This window comes from Xanthomonas arboricola pv. juglandis, from assembly GCF_001013475.1.
GTDB classification, from domain to species: Bacteria; Pseudomonadota; Gammaproteobacteria; order Xanthomonadales; family Xanthomonadaceae; genus Xanthomonas; species Xanthomonas arboricola.
On the sequence record NZ_JZEF01000002.1, the window covers coordinates 844,610 to 860,623 of the forward strand.

16 protein-coding genes are annotated in these 16,014 nt (G+C 67.7%); 11 read left to right on the forward strand and 5 right to left on the reverse strand.

Annotated elements, in window-relative coordinates; all coding sequences use genetic code 11:
• Positions 1-270 precede the first annotated feature (270 nt).
• Positions 271-813: a PadR family transcriptional regulator gene (locus tag XARJCFBP2528_RS09025; RefSeq protein ID WP_026064409.1), complete on the reverse strand. Its 543-nt coding sequence runs from the start codon at positions 811-813 to the stop codon at positions 271-273.
• Positions 814-1,005: 192 nt separating this feature from the next.
• Between XARJCFBP2528_RS09025 and mdcA the strand changes: the two genes are divergently transcribed.
• From mdcA to XARJCFBP2528_RS09070, 9 genes are all read left to right on the forward strand, one after another.
• The gene (mdcA, locus tag XARJCFBP2528_RS09030; RefSeq protein WP_016902871.1) at positions 1,006-2,652 is read left to right on the forward strand and encodes a malonate decarboxylase subunit alpha; all 1,647 of its coding nucleotides are present in this window, start codon (positions 1,006-1,008) and stop codon (positions 2,650-2,652) included.
• Between the two features lie 9 nt (positions 2,653-2,661).
• A complete protein-coding gene (gene mdcC / locus XARJCFBP2528_RS09035; protein WP_016902872.1) occupies positions 2,662-2,979 on the forward strand; it encodes a malonate decarboxylase acyl carrier protein in 318 nt (105 codons plus the stop codon).
• 244 nt (positions 2,980-3,223) lie between these two features.
• Positions 3,224-4,144 (forward strand): biotin-independent malonate decarboxylase subunit beta, encoded by a 921-nt coding sequence (locus XARJCFBP2528_RS09040; RefSeq protein ID WP_016902873.1) that lies wholly within the window; start codon positions 3,224-3,226, stop codon positions 4,142-4,144.
• Positions 4,135-4,839, forward strand: coding sequence for a biotin-independent malonate decarboxylase subunit gamma (gene mdcE / locus XARJCFBP2528_RS09045; RefSeq protein WP_047124590.1), 705 nt, complete (start codon positions 4,135-4,137; stop codon positions 4,837-4,839). The genes XARJCFBP2528_RS09040 and mdcE overlap by 10 nt, the downstream gene beginning before the upstream one ends.
• Before the next feature lie 2 nt (positions 4,840-4,841).
• Positions 4,842-5,483 carry a malonate decarboxylase holo-[acyl-carrier-protein] synthase gene (mdcG, locus tag XARJCFBP2528_RS09050; protein WP_016903276.1) on the forward strand — a complete coding sequence of 214 codons (642 nt, stop codon included), beginning with the start codon at positions 4,842-4,844 and terminating at the stop codon, positions 5,481-5,483.
• A 350-nt stretch (positions 5,484-5,833) separates the two neighbouring features.
• Positions 5,834-6,646: a triphosphoribosyl-dephospho-CoA synthase MdcB gene (mdcB, locus tag XARJCFBP2528_RS09055; protein WP_026064503.1), complete on the forward strand. Its 813-nt coding sequence runs from the start codon at positions 5,834-5,836 to the stop codon at positions 6,644-6,646.
• A gap of 178 nt (positions 6,647-6,824) precedes the next feature.
• A complete protein-coding gene (mdcH, locus tag XARJCFBP2528_RS09060) occupies positions 6,825-7,745 on the forward strand; it encodes a malonate decarboxylase subunit epsilon (RefSeq protein WP_016903274.1) in 921 nt (306 codons plus the stop codon).
• 87 nt (positions 7,746-7,832) lie between these two features.
• Positions 7,833-9,173 (forward strand): SLC13 family permease, encoded by a 1,341-nt coding sequence (locus XARJCFBP2528_RS09065; RefSeq protein ID WP_016903273.1) that lies wholly within the window; start codon positions 7,833-7,835, stop codon positions 9,171-9,173.
• A gap of 79 nt (positions 9,174-9,252) precedes the next feature.
• Positions 9,253-9,972, forward strand: coding sequence for a GntR family transcriptional regulator (locus XARJCFBP2528_RS09070; RefSeq protein WP_016903272.1), 720 nt, complete (start codon positions 9,253-9,255; stop codon positions 9,970-9,972).
• Positions 9,973-10,129: 157 nt separating this feature from the next.
• On the opposite strand, the gene XARJCFBP2528_RS09075 is transcribed toward XARJCFBP2528_RS09070, so the two are convergent.
• From XARJCFBP2528_RS09075 to XARJCFBP2528_RS09090, 4 genes are all read right to left on the reverse strand, one after another.
• Positions 10,130-10,753: an HAD hydrolase-like protein gene (locus XARJCFBP2528_RS09075; protein WP_016903271.1), complete on the reverse strand. Its 624-nt coding sequence runs from the start codon at positions 10,751-10,753 to the stop codon at positions 10,130-10,132.
• 244 nt (positions 10,754-10,997) lie between these two features.
• Positions 10,998-11,417 carry an STAS domain-containing protein gene (locus XARJCFBP2528_RS09080; RefSeq protein ID WP_005923815.1) on the reverse strand — a complete coding sequence of 140 codons (420 nt, stop codon included), beginning with the start codon at positions 11,415-11,417 and terminating at the stop codon, positions 10,998-11,000.
• A complete protein-coding gene (locus tag XARJCFBP2528_RS09085; RefSeq protein ID WP_016903270.1) occupies positions 11,414-11,845 on the reverse strand; it encodes an ATP-binding protein in 432 nt (143 codons plus the stop codon). The genes XARJCFBP2528_RS09080 and XARJCFBP2528_RS09085 overlap by 4 nt, the downstream gene beginning before the upstream one ends.
• The gene (locus XARJCFBP2528_RS09090) at positions 11,845-13,794 is read right to left on the reverse strand and encodes a SpoIIE family protein phosphatase (RefSeq protein WP_209236020.1); all 1,950 of its coding nucleotides are present in this window, start codon (positions 13,792-13,794) and stop codon (positions 11,845-11,847) included. Before XARJCFBP2528_RS09090 ends, XARJCFBP2528_RS09085 begins: the two co-directional genes overlap by 1 nt.
• Before the next feature lie 237 nt (positions 13,795-14,031).
• Here XARJCFBP2528_RS09090 and XARJCFBP2528_RS09095 point away from each other — a divergent pair, with 237 nt between their 5' ends.
• Both XARJCFBP2528_RS09095 and XARJCFBP2528_RS09100 read left to right on the forward strand, forming a co-directional pair.
• Positions 14,032-14,691 (forward strand): hypothetical protein, encoded by a 660-nt coding sequence (locus XARJCFBP2528_RS09095; protein WP_026064502.1) that lies wholly within the window; start codon positions 14,032-14,034, stop codon positions 14,689-14,691.
• On the forward strand, positions 14,688-16,013 hold the full coding sequence (locus tag XARJCFBP2528_RS09100) for an XVIPCD domain-containing protein (RefSeq protein WP_026064501.1): 1,326 nt from the start codon (positions 14,688-14,690) through the stop codon (positions 16,011-16,013). The genes XARJCFBP2528_RS09095 and XARJCFBP2528_RS09100 overlap by 4 nt, the downstream gene beginning before the upstream one ends.
• Position 16,014: the final 1 nt, after the last annotated feature.

Consider the following 16,014-nt stretch of genomic DNA (forward strand, 5'->3'; position numbering starts at 1 on the left):
CAAGGAACAGCGGTTGTTGCTCAGCCTTCTCCCATCGGGAGAAGGTGCCCCGCAGGGGGTTATGGGTGCGGGCGAAGCCGCGTGTATCTGCCAAACAAGCAAGGTCGATGTCGTGCAGCGACACGCTGATCAAATCGCAGAACAGCGCAGGGACAGCAATGCATGCATGCCACTGACGCCACGCAACGCAACCACCGCGATGACGCGGCTCTGCCGCAAGGCGCAATCAAGCCAGCATCGGTTGGCTTCGGATCACGGCGATAGACGTACTCAGCCGTCGTCGCGCTCCATGCCGTCAGCGGCGGCGTTGAGTAGCGCGGCAATGCGTGTGGTTTCTGCATCCGTCCATTGCCCGTGCCGCGCAAACAGGCCGTGCTTGATGCGGTGGATGGCCTCGCGAATCGGCGCCGGGGTCTGTGCCTTGATCAGCTCGCGCGCGCGGCGGTGGGTGCGGGCCAGCGCCGCATCCAGTGCGTCGCGGTGCTGCGCCGCATACGTACGGCCGGAGGCGGTGACCTGGTAGCGCTTGCGTCCTTCGTCCAGCGCGGTCTGCACCCAACCATCGGCTTCGAGCTGCGCCAGCGCCGGATAGATGGCGCCCGCGCTGGGCGTGTACAGACCTTTGAACAGCGCAGTGATCTGCCGCATCAACTCGTAGCCATGGCGCGGCTGTTGCTCGATCAGCGCCAGCAGCAGCAAGCGCAGGTCGCCATGTTCCAGCGGCCGTGCGCGCCCGGCGCCACCACGGCGCGTCGCACTGGGCGCTGCGGATGGATCGAACTCGCTCGGCAGGTCGTCATGGCGGGAGCGCATCGTCATTCGATATATCGAAGCATGGCGAAAAGATATATCGAAGCGTGCTGGCCCGCAAGCGCTTGCCTGTCGCCCGGCTGACCGGCCTGGTTATCCCTGCCGCCATGCTGCAACGCGGCTAGACACAGCTGGTTTCCATAATTACGATGTAATTATTTCGACATTACGGGCCCGGCCCGATGAGGCAGACGCATGAGTCGACAGTGGGACACCCAGGCCGAAAGCCGGCGCCAGCGCCTGCAGCGCGCCGCAGCACTGGCGCCGCAGGGGCGCGTGGTGGCCGCCGACGATGTGGTGGCGCTGCTGGAGGCGGTGATCGAACCCGGCGACCGCGTCTGCCTGGAAGGCAACAACCAGAAGCAGGCCGACTTCCTGGCGCGCTGCCTCACCGAGGTGGACCCGGCGCGCGTGCACGACCTGCACATGGTGCAATCGGTGTTGTCGCTGCCCGCGCATCTGGACGTGTTCGAGCGCGGCATCGCCAAGCGGCTGGACTTCTCGTTCTCCGGCCCGCAGGCCGCGCGCCTGGCCGGGCTGGTCGGCGAGGGCCGCATCGAGATCGGCGCCATCCACACCTACCTGGAATTGTTCGGCCGCTATTTCATCGACCTGACCCCGCGCATCGCGCTGGTCACCGCGCAGGCCGCCGACCGCCACGGCAATCTCTACACCGGCCCGAATACCGAAGACACCCCGGTGATCGTGGAGGCCACCGCGTTCAAGGGCGGCATCGTGATTGCGCAGGTCAACGAGATCGTCGACACGCTGCCGCGCGTGGACATCCCGGCCGACTGGGTGGACTTCGTCACCCAGGCGCCCAGGCCCAACTACATCGAACCGCTGTTCACCCGCGACCCGGCGCAGATCTCCGAGATCCAGGTGCTGATGGCGATGATGGCGATCAAGGGCATCTACGCCGAATATGGCGTGGACCGGCTCAACCACGGCATCGGCTTCGACACCGCCGCGATCGAATTGTTGCTGCCCACCTATGCCGAATCGCTGGGGCTGAAGGACAAGATCTGCCGGCACTGGGCGCTCAATCCGCATCCGGCGCTGATCCCGGCGATCGAATCGGGTTTCGTGCACTCGGTGCATTCGTTCGGTTCGGAACTGGGCATGGAGGCCTACATCGCCGCGCGCCCGGACATCTTCTTTACCGGCGCCGACGGCAGCATGCGCTCCAATCGGGCGCTGTCGCAGACTGCCGGTTTGTACGCCTGCGACATGTTCATCGGCTCCACCCTGCAGATCGATCTGCAGGGCAACAGCTCCACCGCCACGCGCGACCGCATCGCCGGTTTCGGCGGCGCGCCCAACATGGGTTCGGACGCGCGCGGGCGCCGGCACGCCAGCGATGTCTGGCTCAAGGCCGGGCGCGAGGCGGCGCGCCCCGGCGAGATGCCGCGCGGACGCAAGCTGGTGGTGCAGATGGTGGAAACCTTCCGCGAGCACATGGCGCCGGCCTTCGTCGACAGGCTCGATGCCTGGGAGCTGGCCGAGCGCGCCAACATGCCGCTGCCGCCGGTGATGATCTATGGCGACGACGTCAGCCACGTGCTGACCGAGGAAGGCATCGCCAACCTGTTGCTGTGCCGCAGCGCCGAAGAGCGCGAGCAGGCCATCCGTGGCGTATCCGGTTACACCGCCGTCGGCCTGGGCCGCGACAAGCGCGCGGTGGAGAACCTGCGCGATCGCGGCGTCATCAAGCGGCCGGAAGACCTGGGCATCCGGCCACGCGATGCCACGCGCGACCTGCTCGCCGCGCGCACGGTCAAGGACCTGGTGCGCTGGTCCGGTGGGTTGTACGACCCGCCGAAACGTTTTCGCAACTGGTAGGGGCACAGCATGGAAACCCTGCGGTATCGCTTCGATGGTCAGCATGGCGCACGCGCCGGGCTGGACCATGCGCTGGTCGGCGTGGTCGCCTCCGGCAACCTGGAAGTGCTGGTCGAGCGTGTGCCGCTGGACGGCGCGATGGAGATCGAGATCCTCACCGCCGCGCGCGGTTTCGGCACCATCTGGCAGGCGGTGCTGGACGATTTCGCCGCGCGCCATCCGCTGCGCGATGTGCGCATCAGCATCAACGATGTCGGCGCCACGCCAGCGGTGGTGAGCCTGCGCCTGGAGCAGGCGCTGGACGTCCTGCAGGGAGCCGCCGCATGAGCCGCCCCTCTCACCCCGTAGGAGCGCACCCGGGCGCGACGGGCTTTCCCGGTAATGCTGCAATCGCGCCCGGGTGCGCTCCTACGCGCGTCGTCGGGAGCACTGTCGATAGTGCCGAGCGCCGCCACAACGAACCGGCACACCACAGCAATCTCGTAGGAGCGCACCAGGGCGCGACGGGCGTTCCCGGTAACGCTTCAGTCGCGCCCGGGTGCGCTCCTACGCATGTCGTTGGGAGATATGTATGAGCACCACCATTCCCATCGCCGAGCGCAGCTATTACGAGGCCGATGCGCGCGAGCGCATCGATGGCGTGCTGGATGCCGGCAGCTTCCGCGAATTCGTCGGTCCGCGCCGTCGCCTGATCAGCCCGCATCTGGCCCAGCTGGACACGCCCGGCGCCTTCGATGACGGCATCGTCGTCGGCGAAGGCACGCTGCGTGGGCGTAACGTGCTGATCGCCGCGCAGCAAGGCGCCTTCATGGGCGGCGGCGTCGGCGAGGTGCACGGCGCCAAGCTCACCGGCCTGCTCGAACGCGCCACCGCCACGCAACCGGCGGCGGTGCTGTTGCTGCTCGACACCGGCGGCGTGCGTCTGCATGAAGCCAACGCCGGCCTGATCGCCATCTCCGAAATCATGCGCGCCACCTTGGACACGCGCGCCGCCGGCGTGCCGGTGCTGGCCTTGATCGGCAGCGGCAACGGCGCCTTCGGCGGCATGGGCATCGTGGCGCGCTGCTGCAGCGCGGTGATCATGTCCGAAGAAGGCCGCCTGTCGCTGTCCGGCCCGGACGTGATCGAAACCGTGCGCGGTGTGGAGGAGTTCGACGCGCGCGATCGCGCCCTGGTGTGGCGCGTCACCGGCGGCAAGCACCGCTATCTGCTGGGCGAGGCGCAGACGCTGGTGGCCGACCGCATCGCCGCATTCGCCGATGCCGCCGTGCAGGCGCTGGACACGCTGGCCGAGCCGGAAGGCGAGGCCGCATTGCAGGCGCTGGAACTTGCGCAGCAGCAGTTGTCCGCGCGCATCGCCGCCTACGGCGATTGCCGCGACGGCCTGGAGATCTGGCAGCGGCAGGGCATTGTCGAGGCGCAGCGCCTGCCGCTGCTGGACACCGACGCCTTCCTCGCCGCCACCGCCGACCGGAGCACGCCATGGAACTGAGCCAACTGCTGGACCAGCTGTTTCCGCTCGGCCACGCGATCGCCCGCAACGACGATGTGCTCACCGGCAGTGCCACCACGGCCGCGGGCGAGGTCACCGTGATCGGCACCGCCAACAAGCTGGAAGTCGGTGTGGACCACGCGCTGGCACTGGCGGCGACCGTGTTGGCGAGCACGCGCGCGCATCCGCAGCGGCCGATCGTGATGCTGGCCGATACCGCCGGGCAACGGCTGGCGCGCCGCGACGAACTGCTGGGCATCAACGGCTATTTCGCGCATCTGGCACGCACGCTGGATCTGGCGCGCAAGCGCGGCGCGCGGCTGGTCACGCTGGTGTATGGCGAATCGGTCAGCGGCGGCTTTCTGTCGTTCGGTCTGATGGCCGACCATATCCACGCATTGCCGGATGCGCAGATCCGGGTGATGGATCTGCGCGCGATGGCGCGCGTCACCAAGCAGAGCGTGGACACCTTGCAGGCGCTGAGCAAGAGCTCGCCGGTGTTCGCGCCCGGGGTGGAGAACTACGTGCGCATGGGCGCGGTGGAGTCGCTCTGGGACGGCGATCTGGCGCAGGCGCTGCGCGATGCCCTGGCCGCGCCCAGCGATGGCGATCAACGCCGGGCACTTGGCGCGCAGCGTGGCGGGCGCACCCTGGCGCGCGATGTCGCTGCGGCCGTGGCTGCGGGCGAGGCCTGAGCATGCCCGGCCGCCACGCACTGCTGTGGCTGCATCCCGGCGCGCGCTGGCAAGCGCTGACGCCGGGTGCGCAGCCACGGCTGCAGCAGTGGTTTGCTGCAGGTCTGCCGGCAGTGGTGGCGCGTGGCGATGGCAGCGAGGCACCCGGCAGCCTGCGGCTGGGCGTGCCGTTGCCGCCAGACGAAGGCAAGCAACGCCTGGCCTTGAGCGCCGGCCTGGACGAGGTTGCGCGCAGCACCGCGCCATTGGCGCTGGACGCGGTGATCGCAGCCGCACCCGCCGCAACGCAGCCTGCACTGCAGGCCTTGCTGACCCAGTGCAATGCCAACGCCCTGCAGCCGCGCGTCTTCGGCAGCTTCGCATGGCAGGTCCTGACCGGGCTTGCGTATGTGCACGCGCAATCGGATCTGGACCTGTTGTGGTCCATCGCCACACCCGAGCAGGCGCAGGCAGTGGTGACAGTGCTGCAGCGCTGGGAACAGCGCCACGGGCTGCGCGCAGACGGCGAACTGCTGCTGCCCGACGACACCGCGGTGAACTGGCGCGAATACGCCGGCAGCGCGCAACAGGTCTTGGTGAAGTCCACCAACGGCTGCCGCTTGCTGCCGCGCAGCGCGCTGTTTCCGGTGTGGAGCGCGGCATGAGCACACTGGTCGAACGCACTGCCGATGCCAGGCGCTCCGTGACGCCTTGCAACGCGGTGGAGCGGCAGCGGCCAGTGACAGGAGCCAAGGAAATGGGCATCGCACCATCCCTGCTTGATGCGGCCAGCCAGTCGACGCACCTGATTCGTGCCGATCGCCAATCGACGCTCGCACCGACACCGGCAGCGGCGCACGACGTACCACCGCAGCCGCTACTGCACCTTGCCCCCGCAGACGATGGTTCGGACCGCGTGCATGCGCCATCGCGCGTTGCATGCACGCATGGCGAGCTGCAAGACAGTGCAGCCCGACAAGACGCATCGCATCCTGAAGCCGGCACTGCCGGCGCACTGGCGCATCGGCTGGGTCGGCTGGCGGTCGCCGCCCTGCATACGGAACTCGGCTGCGCGCCCAAACCCGGCCTGGTCACGCCGTTCGACAGCGGCAGCCATGCCGATATGGATGCGTCGACATTTCTGCGCAGCCTGTTCGCCCTGCGCGGCTATTTCGTCGCGATTGCACAGGCCGGTATCGACAACGCGCCGTTCGAGCAATTGCGCCAGCTCGGCATCGCGGCCGAAGCGGCGATGCTGCGCGCCACCGGCGGCATCAACACCCATCGCGGTGCGATCTTCAGCCTGGGCCTGCTCACTGCGCAGGCGGCGCGCTTGCGTGCCGTGCACGGGCATGCCCCTAGCGGCGAAGCAGTCTGCAGCGCGGTAAAAGAGTGGCGCGATGCGTTGCGGGCCGCGCCGCTGGATCCACGCAGCAATGGCCAGCGCGTGCGCGCGGCGTTTCGGATCAGTGGCGTGCGCGAACAGGCCGCGGCCGGGTATCCATTGCTGCGCGAGATCGCACTGCCGTCACTACGCAGCGCATTGCGCAGCGACGCCACGCGCGAGGCCGCACTGGCGCAGACCCTGATGCGCCTGATTGCCGAGGTCGACGATCTCAACCTGCTGCATCGCGGCGGGCAAGACGGGCTGGCTTACGCAAAGGCGCAGGCGCATGCGTTTCTGGACGATGGCGGCATCGCGCACCCGCAGTGGCGCGCATGCTTGCACGCCATCGGCAGGCAATTCGTCGCGCGTCGTCTGAGCCCGGGCGGCAGCGCCGATCTGCTGGCCTGTGCCTGGTTCCTGCACTCTCAGGAGACGGCATGAGCCTGTGTCGAGCACTGGCAACTGCGAAGGCGACGTCCCTGCAGGCGTGTGGCTGCGCGGCTCTTCGCACTGTCTCAGTGAACGGCGTGCTTGTCCTGGTCACGGAACAAAGTGCCCGCAGCGCGAATGAGGGCCACGCTCGCACAAGGCACAGCATTTTCTGCAAGCAGGCCATCCAATGAGCCTGGCCGTGCTCTGTCCCGGCCAGGGTGGGCAGCACGCCGCGATGTTCGCGCGGGTTGCCGATGCGCCTGCCGCGGCCGAGGTAATCGCTGCCGCGAGCGAGCTGCTTGGCGCTTCGGCGCAAACGCTGGCCGCAGACAACTCCCGCTACACCAATGCCATCGCACAGCCGCTGGTCTGCGCCGGCACGCTGGCGCACTGGCAGGTGCTGCGTGCGCAGCTGCCCACGCCGGTGCTGGTGCTGGGCTACAGCGTCGGCGAGCTGGCCGCGCATGCGGTTGCCGGCAGTATGGAGATCGCCACCTGTTTGCAGCTGGCTGCCACCCGCGCGCGCCTGATGGATGCGGCCAGCCCGCAACATGCCGGCTTGATGGCGGTACTCGGCCTGCCGCTGCGTACGCTCGAGGCGCTGTGCCAGACGCATGGCGCGGCCATCGCCATCGTCAATGGCGACGACCACGCCGTGCTCGGTGGGCCGCAGGCGGCGCTGCAGGCACTGGGCGATGCAGCGCAGGCGCAGGGCGCACGCGTCACGCCGCTGCCGGTGAGCGTGCCGGCGCATACGCCGTGGTTGCGGGCGGCCGCCGACGCCTTCGCCGTCGAATTGAACAACGCGGCCGTGCAGGCGCCCAGGCTGCGCGTGCTGGCCGGCATCGATGCGCGTGCCGTCACCACGCAGGCCCTGGTGGTGGACACGCTGGCCGCACAGATCGCACAGACCGTGCGCTGGTCCGAGGTGCTGGTGCAGGCCGCCGAGCGCGGCGCGCGGGTGTTTCTCGAACTGGGGCCAGGCAGCGCATTGGCGCGCATGGCGCGCGAGCGCGTGCCGGGCTGCGAAGCGCGATCGGTCGACGAATTTCAGAGTACCCACGGGGTGGTCGAGTGGGTCAACGCCGCATGCGAGCGCGCGGCATGACGGTCGAGCAGGTGCTGCACACGGCGTGACCCTTGGGTGGCGGGTGGCCATCCGTGCTGTACGCGTATCAGGTGTCTGGGAGGGCGCATGACCCCGCAAATTGCAACGATTCTTGGCTTGGTGATCATGTTCATCGTCGCCACCGCATTGCCCATCAACATGGGCGCGGTGGCCTTCGCGCTGGCCTTCATCATCGGCGGCGTGTGGGTGGGTCTGGACGGCAAGGAGGTGCTGGCCGGCTTTCCGGGCGACCTGTTCCTGACCCTGGTCGGCATCACCTATCTGTTCGCCATCGCGCAGAAGAACGGCACCATCGATCTGCTGGTGCACTGGGCGGTGCGCGGGCGCATCGTCGCCATTCCCTGGGTGATGTTCGTCATCACCGGCCTGCTCACCGCCTTCGGTGCGCTCGGGCCGGCGGCGGTGGCCATCATCGGCCCGGTGGCGCTGCGCTTTGCCAAGCAGTACCGCATCAATCCCTTGATGATGGGCCTGCTGGTGATCCATGGCGCGCAGGGCTTTTCGCCGATCAGCGTGTACGGCGGCATCACCAACAAGGTGGTGGAAAAGGCCGGGCTGGACGTCACCGAGATGGCGGTGTTCCTCACCAGCCTGGGCTTCAACCTGATGATGGCGATCATCTGCTTCTGCGCCTTCGGCGGGCTCAAACTGATGCGCCGGCAGGAAGTCTCGCTGGCCGATGCGCAGTATGTGGCGGTGGCCGACGACCAGGCCTCCAAGCGCCCGTTCGCGATCGAAGGGCATGGTTCGCTGGTGGCTGCCGGTGGCGGCACCCTGTCGACCAATCCGCTGGCGCTGGAGGCGGTCGCCATCACGCGCGATCGGGTGATCACGCTGGTCGGCCTGCTCGGCCTGGGCATCGCCGCGCTGGTCTACAACCTCAACGTCGGCCTGGTCTCGATCACCGTGGCGGTGGCGCTGGCGCTGATCTCGCCCAGCGCGCAGAAGGGCGCGGTGGACGGCATCAGCTGGTCCACGGTGCTGTTGATCAGCGGCGTGGTCACCTACGTGGCAGTGCTGGAAAAGGCCGGCGCGGTGGACTACATCGGCACCGGCGTATCGCATATCGGCATGCCGTTGCTGGGGGCGCTGCTGGTCTGCTACGTCGGCGGCATCGTCTCCGCATTCGCCTCGTCGGCGGCGGTGCTGGGCGCCACCATTCCGCTGGCGGTACCGTTCCTGATGCAGGGCCAGCTTGGCGCGGCCGGGGTGATCTGCGCGCTGGCGGTGTCGTCCACCATCGTCGATGTCAGCCCGTTCTCCACCAACGGTGCGTTGGTGGTGGCCTCGGCCGCCAAGGAAGAGCGCGACGCGCTGTTCCGCCGCTTCCTGGTCTACAGCGGGCTGGTGGTGTTGCTGGGGCCGCTGGTGGCCTGGCTGCTGTTCGTGGTGCCGGGCTGGCTGTGATCCGGCCCGCGTCCGGCAGGGCATTGGGGCGCCCCGGTAGAATGGGCGCCCCCACGCCAGCATCGACGACCCGCCTGCCATGACCCTCGCCCCTGATTCGCGCAGCGCCAAGAAGCGCGTACCGCTGTACGAGGAAGTGGCCGAGCGCCTGCGCCAGAAGATCTACGACTACGCGCTGCCGCCGGGCGAGTGGATCGACGAGCCGGCGCTGGCCGAGGAACTCGGCATCAGCCGCACCCCGCTGCGCGAGAGCCTCAAGCTGCTCGCCGCCGAAGGCCTGGTGCAGCTGGACGCCGGCCGCGGCAGCCGGGTCACGCGGCTGACGCTGGAAGACCTCAACCAGTTGTTCCCGGTGATGGCGATGCTGGAAGGCCGCTGCGCCCACGATGCGGTCAAGCGTATCGACGCGGCCGGCGTGCAACGCCTGGAAGAGCTGCACACGGCGATGGAAGCCGCCGCCACCGCTGGCGACCTGGCCGAGTACTACCGCAACAATTATCTGATCCACGAGACCGTGCAGCAGTACGCCGGCAATCCGTGGTTGATCCGCGTCACCCACGATCTGCACCGCATCCTCAAGATGCACCGCGGCCGGCAGCTGTTGACGCCCGGGCGCATGGCGCAGTCGCTGTCCGAGCACCGCGAGCTGATGGCGTGCGTGCGCCGCGGCGACGCCGAAGGCGCAGAGCGCACGATGCACGGGCATCTGCTGAGCCAGGGCCAGGCCTTGGCAGCGTATGTGGCAGCGGGCGGCATGTTGAACGTGCCGGCGCCCTTGCCGAGGGTGGGTGGGGTCTAGCAGTCGGCGCTGTCCGGGCGCATCACCCCGCGCACCGAGATCGCACATCCCGTCTCCCGTCGGGAGAAGGTGCCCGGAGGGCGGATGAGGGTAGGTGCGCACGCAGCACCGGGAAGCTTCTCGCTCTGGCGAATCTCCAATCCCCAATCCCCGCCGCCTACTCCCCGCCCAACGCAAGCAAGTCATCCACGCGTTCGATCACCCGCGTCTCAGCCAAGCCGGCAAACACGTCCGGATGCGCATAGCCCCACGCAACTGCAGCAAACGGTAAGCCCACCACTTGCGCCGCCTCCCAGTCGGCGACCTGGTCGCCCACGTACACCGCCTGCGCTGCGGTATGCCCGGCGCTGCGCAACACGCGACGCAAGGCGCGCTGTTTGCCCAGCAGATGCGCACCGCCGTCGATCACTGCGAACTTCGCGCTCAGCTCCTCGCCCAGCGCGCGCTGCACATTCTCCACCGAGTTGGACGACACCAGGGCCAGGCAGGTGCCGCGGGCGTGCAGGGCCTGCAGCACCCCGGCAATGCCGTCGAACAAGGCCATCGGTGGGGCGGCACGCATCAGGCGGATGAAGTCGGCGGCCACCAGCGGGATGCGCCAGCTGCTCAGGCCCGATTGCTTGAGCAGCTGGCGGGTGCTCAGGCGGCGCGCGGCGTCCACTTCATGCGCTTGCGCGGCGCGGAAGCCGTGCCGCTCTGCCAGTACGCGCTGCGTGCTCAGAAAGAAACCGAACGAGTCGGCCAGGGTGCCGTCGAAATCGAAGATGATCAGCTTGGGCATCGCAACGCAGGGATCGGGGCGTCATAGCCTAACCACTGCCGCGCACACGCCGTGCGCAGACACGCCACCGATGTGCGCACAGGCGAGGCGACACCGCAAAGCGATCGGCACAACCGCTGCACGCATCGCCAGGCAGGCGGGCGGGCGTCCGATGCCGGGGTCGGCATGTACCAAGCGTGTCCTTCTGCCGAGCGCGCCGTCTACATCCATCCGGCGCCGGTTAGCGGTGCGGCGCTGGCCGCGCTCAGGCCTCGGCGAAATGCGGCACGATCGGCGTATCGCCTTGCGCATGCTGTTCGATGACCTTGCGCTGCATCGCCGCCAGGTAGGCATCCAGCTCTTCGGTGGAGGCGAAGACATCGCTAAGCGGCACTGCCTTGACCATGTCGAAGACCTTGCGGATCTGCGGCTGCGGGTTGGTCACCAGCACCTTGCCCTGGCGCGTGGCCAGTGCCTTGCGCGCCTTGAAGATGCAGCGGATGCCGGCGCTGGAGATGTATTCCAGCGCGGTCAGGTCCAGCACCAGCGTGGTGATCAGGGTGCCCAGCAGCGGCGACAGCGCCGCGTCCAGATCCTGGTAGGTGTGGGTGTCCAGGCGCCCGGTCAGGATGACGCGTTGACGGGTGTCCTGCGGCGGGTCGATCTGGATGGCGAGCGTGGTCATGACAGGGCCTCGGGGACGGGGGCGTACGGGTGGAGCAGGGTGACGCGCACCACGTTGTATGCACCATCGCGGCGGTAGTCGATGTGATCGGCGAACTGATGCACCAGGAACAGCCCCAGCCCGCCGATCGTGCGCTCGTCGAGCTCGGCACTCAGGTCCGGCATCGCGGCGGTGGTGGGGTCGAACGCACTGCCGGGGTCGTGCATCTCCAGCACCAGCGCCTGCGGGTCCAGCTGCAGTTGCAGGCGCAGCGGCTGCTCGGCGCACTGGCCATGGGTGAGCGCATTGCAGCCGAGCTCTTCCACGATCAGCCGCACCTGGCCGATGCGCTCGGCGTGCAGGCCTTCCAGCGTGAGCGAGTGTTCCAGCGCGTCGTTGGCGCCGGCCAGCTGGGCCAGCGAGGGCGCGATGGCCAGGTCGAGCTTCATCAGGTCGTTGCCTTTCCGGGTGCGTCCCGGCCAGCGTCTGCGACCCGCCCAGCATGCTCCTGGCGCAGCCGGATCGCCAGCAGGGTGATGTCGTCGTACGGGTCGGCCTGGCCGGTGAAGTGGGCGATGTTGGCGATCACCGCCTTGCACTGCGCCGCCGCGCTGCGGCGTGGCCGCAAGGCGCCGAGCAGGCGCTCCAGCCCGTAGCTGGCGCCCTGCTCGTCCATTGCTTCGGTCACCCCGTCGGTATAGCCCAGCAGCGTCTGCCCGGCGCTCATGCGGCCCTGCAGCACCGGGTAGGCCACCTGTGGCTCGATCCCCAGCGGCGCGCCGGTGTCCAGCGGCAACGGCCGCGCGCTGCCGTCGATGTCGATCAGCACCGGCGGCTCGTGGCCGGCACTGGCCAGCCAGTAGTCGCCGCTCACCACGTTGATCACCCCGCACAGCACCGTGGCGAACATGCAGGTGTCGTTGTTTTCGGCCAGCCGCGTGGAGGCGGCGATCAGGATGCTGTCCGGGCGCGTATGCCGGCGCGCGGCGATTTCCAGCACGCTCACCGCGCGCGCCATGAACAAGGCGGCCGGCACGCCCTTGTCGGACACATCGCCCACCACGAACCACAGCAGCCCCGGCTCGGTCTCGACGAAGTGGTAGAAGTCGCCGCCCACCGCCTTGGCCGGTTCCAGCCAGGCGCAGGTTTCCAGATGCGAACTGGCGCGGTCGAAGGTGCGCCCGGAGGGCAGCATCGCCTGCTGGATCTCGCGCGCAATCTGCAGCTCGCTGTGCATGCGCTCGCGCGCGGCGGTCATCTCGCCGATCTGCGCGATATGGTCGCGGATCGCATCGCGCGCGCTGTCGAACGCACGCGCCATCACGCCCACCTCGTCGCGGCGTTCGATGTGCTGCAGCGGGTATGCGAATTCGCCACGGCGAAAGTGCTCGGCGGTATCGGTCAATTCCTCGATCGGGCGCGTCAGCTTGCGCGTGATCCGCCCCATCAGCCACCACCACACCACCGCGCCCAGCAACGCCGCCAGCGCCACCCACGCGGCCAGCCAGTTCAGGCCCGCCAGCACATAGCCCTCCGAGGCGGACAGCACAAAGGTCCAGCCGCTGCGCCCCACCGCCGCGCTATGGGTCAAAAAGCGCTCGCCATCCGGCGCGGTGTGCGCGAACGAGATCGGCTGGCCCGCCGCCACCGCGCGCTGCAGCGGTGCCAGATCCGGTCGAGAATGCGCCACGTAGCGCTCCAGCGTGTAACGCAGGTTGAGCGCCGGGTCGGGGCTGAACACCAGCATGCCTTCGGGCGACAGCAGCATCGGCTGGATGCCGATGTCGCGCGGCAGCTGGTCGATGATCTCGCGCAGGTGCTGCAGCGGCAGGTCCACGCTGACCATGCCCACCGGCGCGGCATCCACCGCATCGCCCGGCCGGCGCAACGGCAGGTTGTAGCTGGTGTACAGCGCATTGCCGCCATTGGCGTTGAGATACGGCTCGGACCACCACGCGCGCCCTTCGCGCTGGGTGCGCAGATACCACGGCATCGCGCGGTAGTCGTAGCCCAGGTCCTGCACCGATTTCTCCAGCACGCGCGTGCCGTCGCGATGCACGTACCAGACAAACCCGGTGTCGCGCGCCTTCTGCGTGCGCGGCTCGATGATCAACCGCGCAGCACCGATATCCGGATCGCCGCTGAGCGTGGCCAGCAGCAGCGCGCGCAGGTTGAACGGCTGCAGCCCCACCGCGCTGCTGCTGGCCGCCAGCGTGCGGCCGCTCACCTGCACCGAGTCCAGCATCGCCGCCAGGCTGCGTGCGGTCTGCTCGGTCAGGCCATCCACCTCGGTGCGCGCCGCCTCCACCAGCTCGGCGCGTGCCCCCAGGTAGAACACCGTGCCCAGCAACGCCAGCAACACCACCAGCACCGCAGTGGCGGCCAGCAACACGCGCATGCGCAGGCTGTGCCGCCAGTGCACCCGCGGGGTGGCGGCCACGCTGTCGGCTGGCGATGTGGGACCCGTGGAGATGGCGCGCTTCCGTGGCGGCGGATGGCCTCGATCATGGCAGTTTTACGGCCGCCGGCAACCGGCTCACGGCCGCCTCATCCTCAGCTGCCGTAAATTGACCCCAGCGGGTCAAGCAAACTAGATTGACTCCCCCTATCGCCATGGAGGCCGGCCTTGCGCCAGATTCTGACCCCGAGCCTGCTGGCCCTTTTGCTTACGGCCTGTAACGCCCCGGAGACCAGCATGACCCAGACCCAATCCCCCGCAACCGAGGCCGCTGCAGAAGCCGACGTCGAGGCCGGTGGCCGCGGCCTTGCCAAGTTGAATCCGAGCCCGCGCAAGGCGTATGAGGTCACCGTCAAGATCGACAAAGCACCGGGAGCGTTCGGAGCTGTCAATGGGTACGCGCAGTACGACGTTACTAACGACAGCGAGTGTGGGCGTATCCACCCTGAAACAGGTGTCGGTCGTCGCATTACCAGTAACGAATCATTCGCATTGCAGAAAGTCTCCGAGCAGGAGTATCACGGCACCATCTACCTTGATCTTATGCAAGACGAGGATTACTACGGCCGTGGCGTCTGTCATTGGGAATTGACTGGCACTCGTGTGTCGTTGAAAGCGACTGGTGCAGCCGCTGAAACAGAGTTTCTCCCGTTCCTCGATTTCAAGGACATAATCTCCGGAAAGCCGGCGACACTCTATTTTTGGAAAGGCGGGTACCCGCGCGAAGACATCGAAAACTATGCCGACATGGGGTTGTCCAACGCAGCAGATTTTAAGCCGGAGCTGCGCGAGGAACTGTTTTCGGTCACTGTTGTCGCCAAGGAAGCACGGCCATGAAGCCGACATCTCAGCAATATGCTGTATTGTCGAACGACGGGTACGTTGACCGTGAGGTGGGCGTGCGGCGGCCGGGTGGTCGCGAGCGGTTAGATGTTGGCGGCGCGACGTATGAAGTTCTGGAGCATGTCAATAATCGCAGGACCGGTTATCAGGGAACCATTTATCAGCGCGTAGGGGGTGGAGACATCGTCGTTGCGCATCGGGGCACCGAAGAAATTTATCGTGATGCCGTGCAGGCCGACGGCTCGATGGTGTTCAATCGCGACAATCCGCAGGCTGCTGATGCAATCGCGCTGACCAAGCATGCCTTGGACTATGCGAGCAAGCAGGCGCAACGCAGCGGGCACGCTCCTGAAGTTAGCGTCACCGGTCATTCCCTGGGCGGCGCGTTGGCCCAGGTAACAGCCCACCACTTCGATCTCAAAGGCGAGACATTTAATTCATACGGGGCCGCTAGCCTTGCATATCGGATACCCGAGGGCGGAACCAACGTGGTAAATCACGTGATGGCTTCCGATCCGGTCAGCGCGGCATCGCCTCATTTCGGGCAGGTGCGTATTTACGCAAGGCCGCAAGAGATTGCGGCGCTGAGCGCGGCGGGTTATAGCAACAGTCAGGCCAATTTTTTGATTCCTGATTCGCCAGTTGCCGCGTCGGTCGCTTCGCTTGGTTACCATAAATTAGGCAATTTTCTCGGCGAGCGCTCGCCCCTCAATGACCCGAATGCTCGCCAGCTTGCCGAGAAGAACGAGCGGCTGATCAACGAGTACCGGTCAGATCTGAGCGAGATCCGCGCCGGCATCACCTTGTTGAGCCGGGGGCCGAAGGGCCTCGGCCAGGACGCCATCGACGCCATCCGTGGCCCGCTCGCTCCGGGCGAGCCTGCCAAGCACGACGCACGCGAGCACGGCAACGAGCACACCTCGCTGCGTATCGACCAGCCGGGGCATGTGGGCAACGCCCTGTTCCAGGACGCGCAGCGTGGCGTGCACGCACAGGACGCACGTGCAGGACGCGCGCCCGACCAGCAGAGCGCCCAGTTGTCCGGCTCGCTCGCCTCGGAAATGCACGCCGCCGGCGGCCAGCGCATCGACGCAGTGATGATGAGCCCCGATGCCGCACGCACCTTCGCCGTGCAGGGCCGCGTGGACGACCCCGCGCAGCTGCGCGTCAGCGTGGAAACCATGACCGCGATGAACACCCCGCTGGAGCAGAGCAGCCAGCGCGTGGCAGACAATGCGGCACGCCAAGCGGTGGCGCTGGAGCAGCAGCAAACCCAGACTCAGCAACAACAGCAGGGCGCACGCGCGCTGGGCTGAG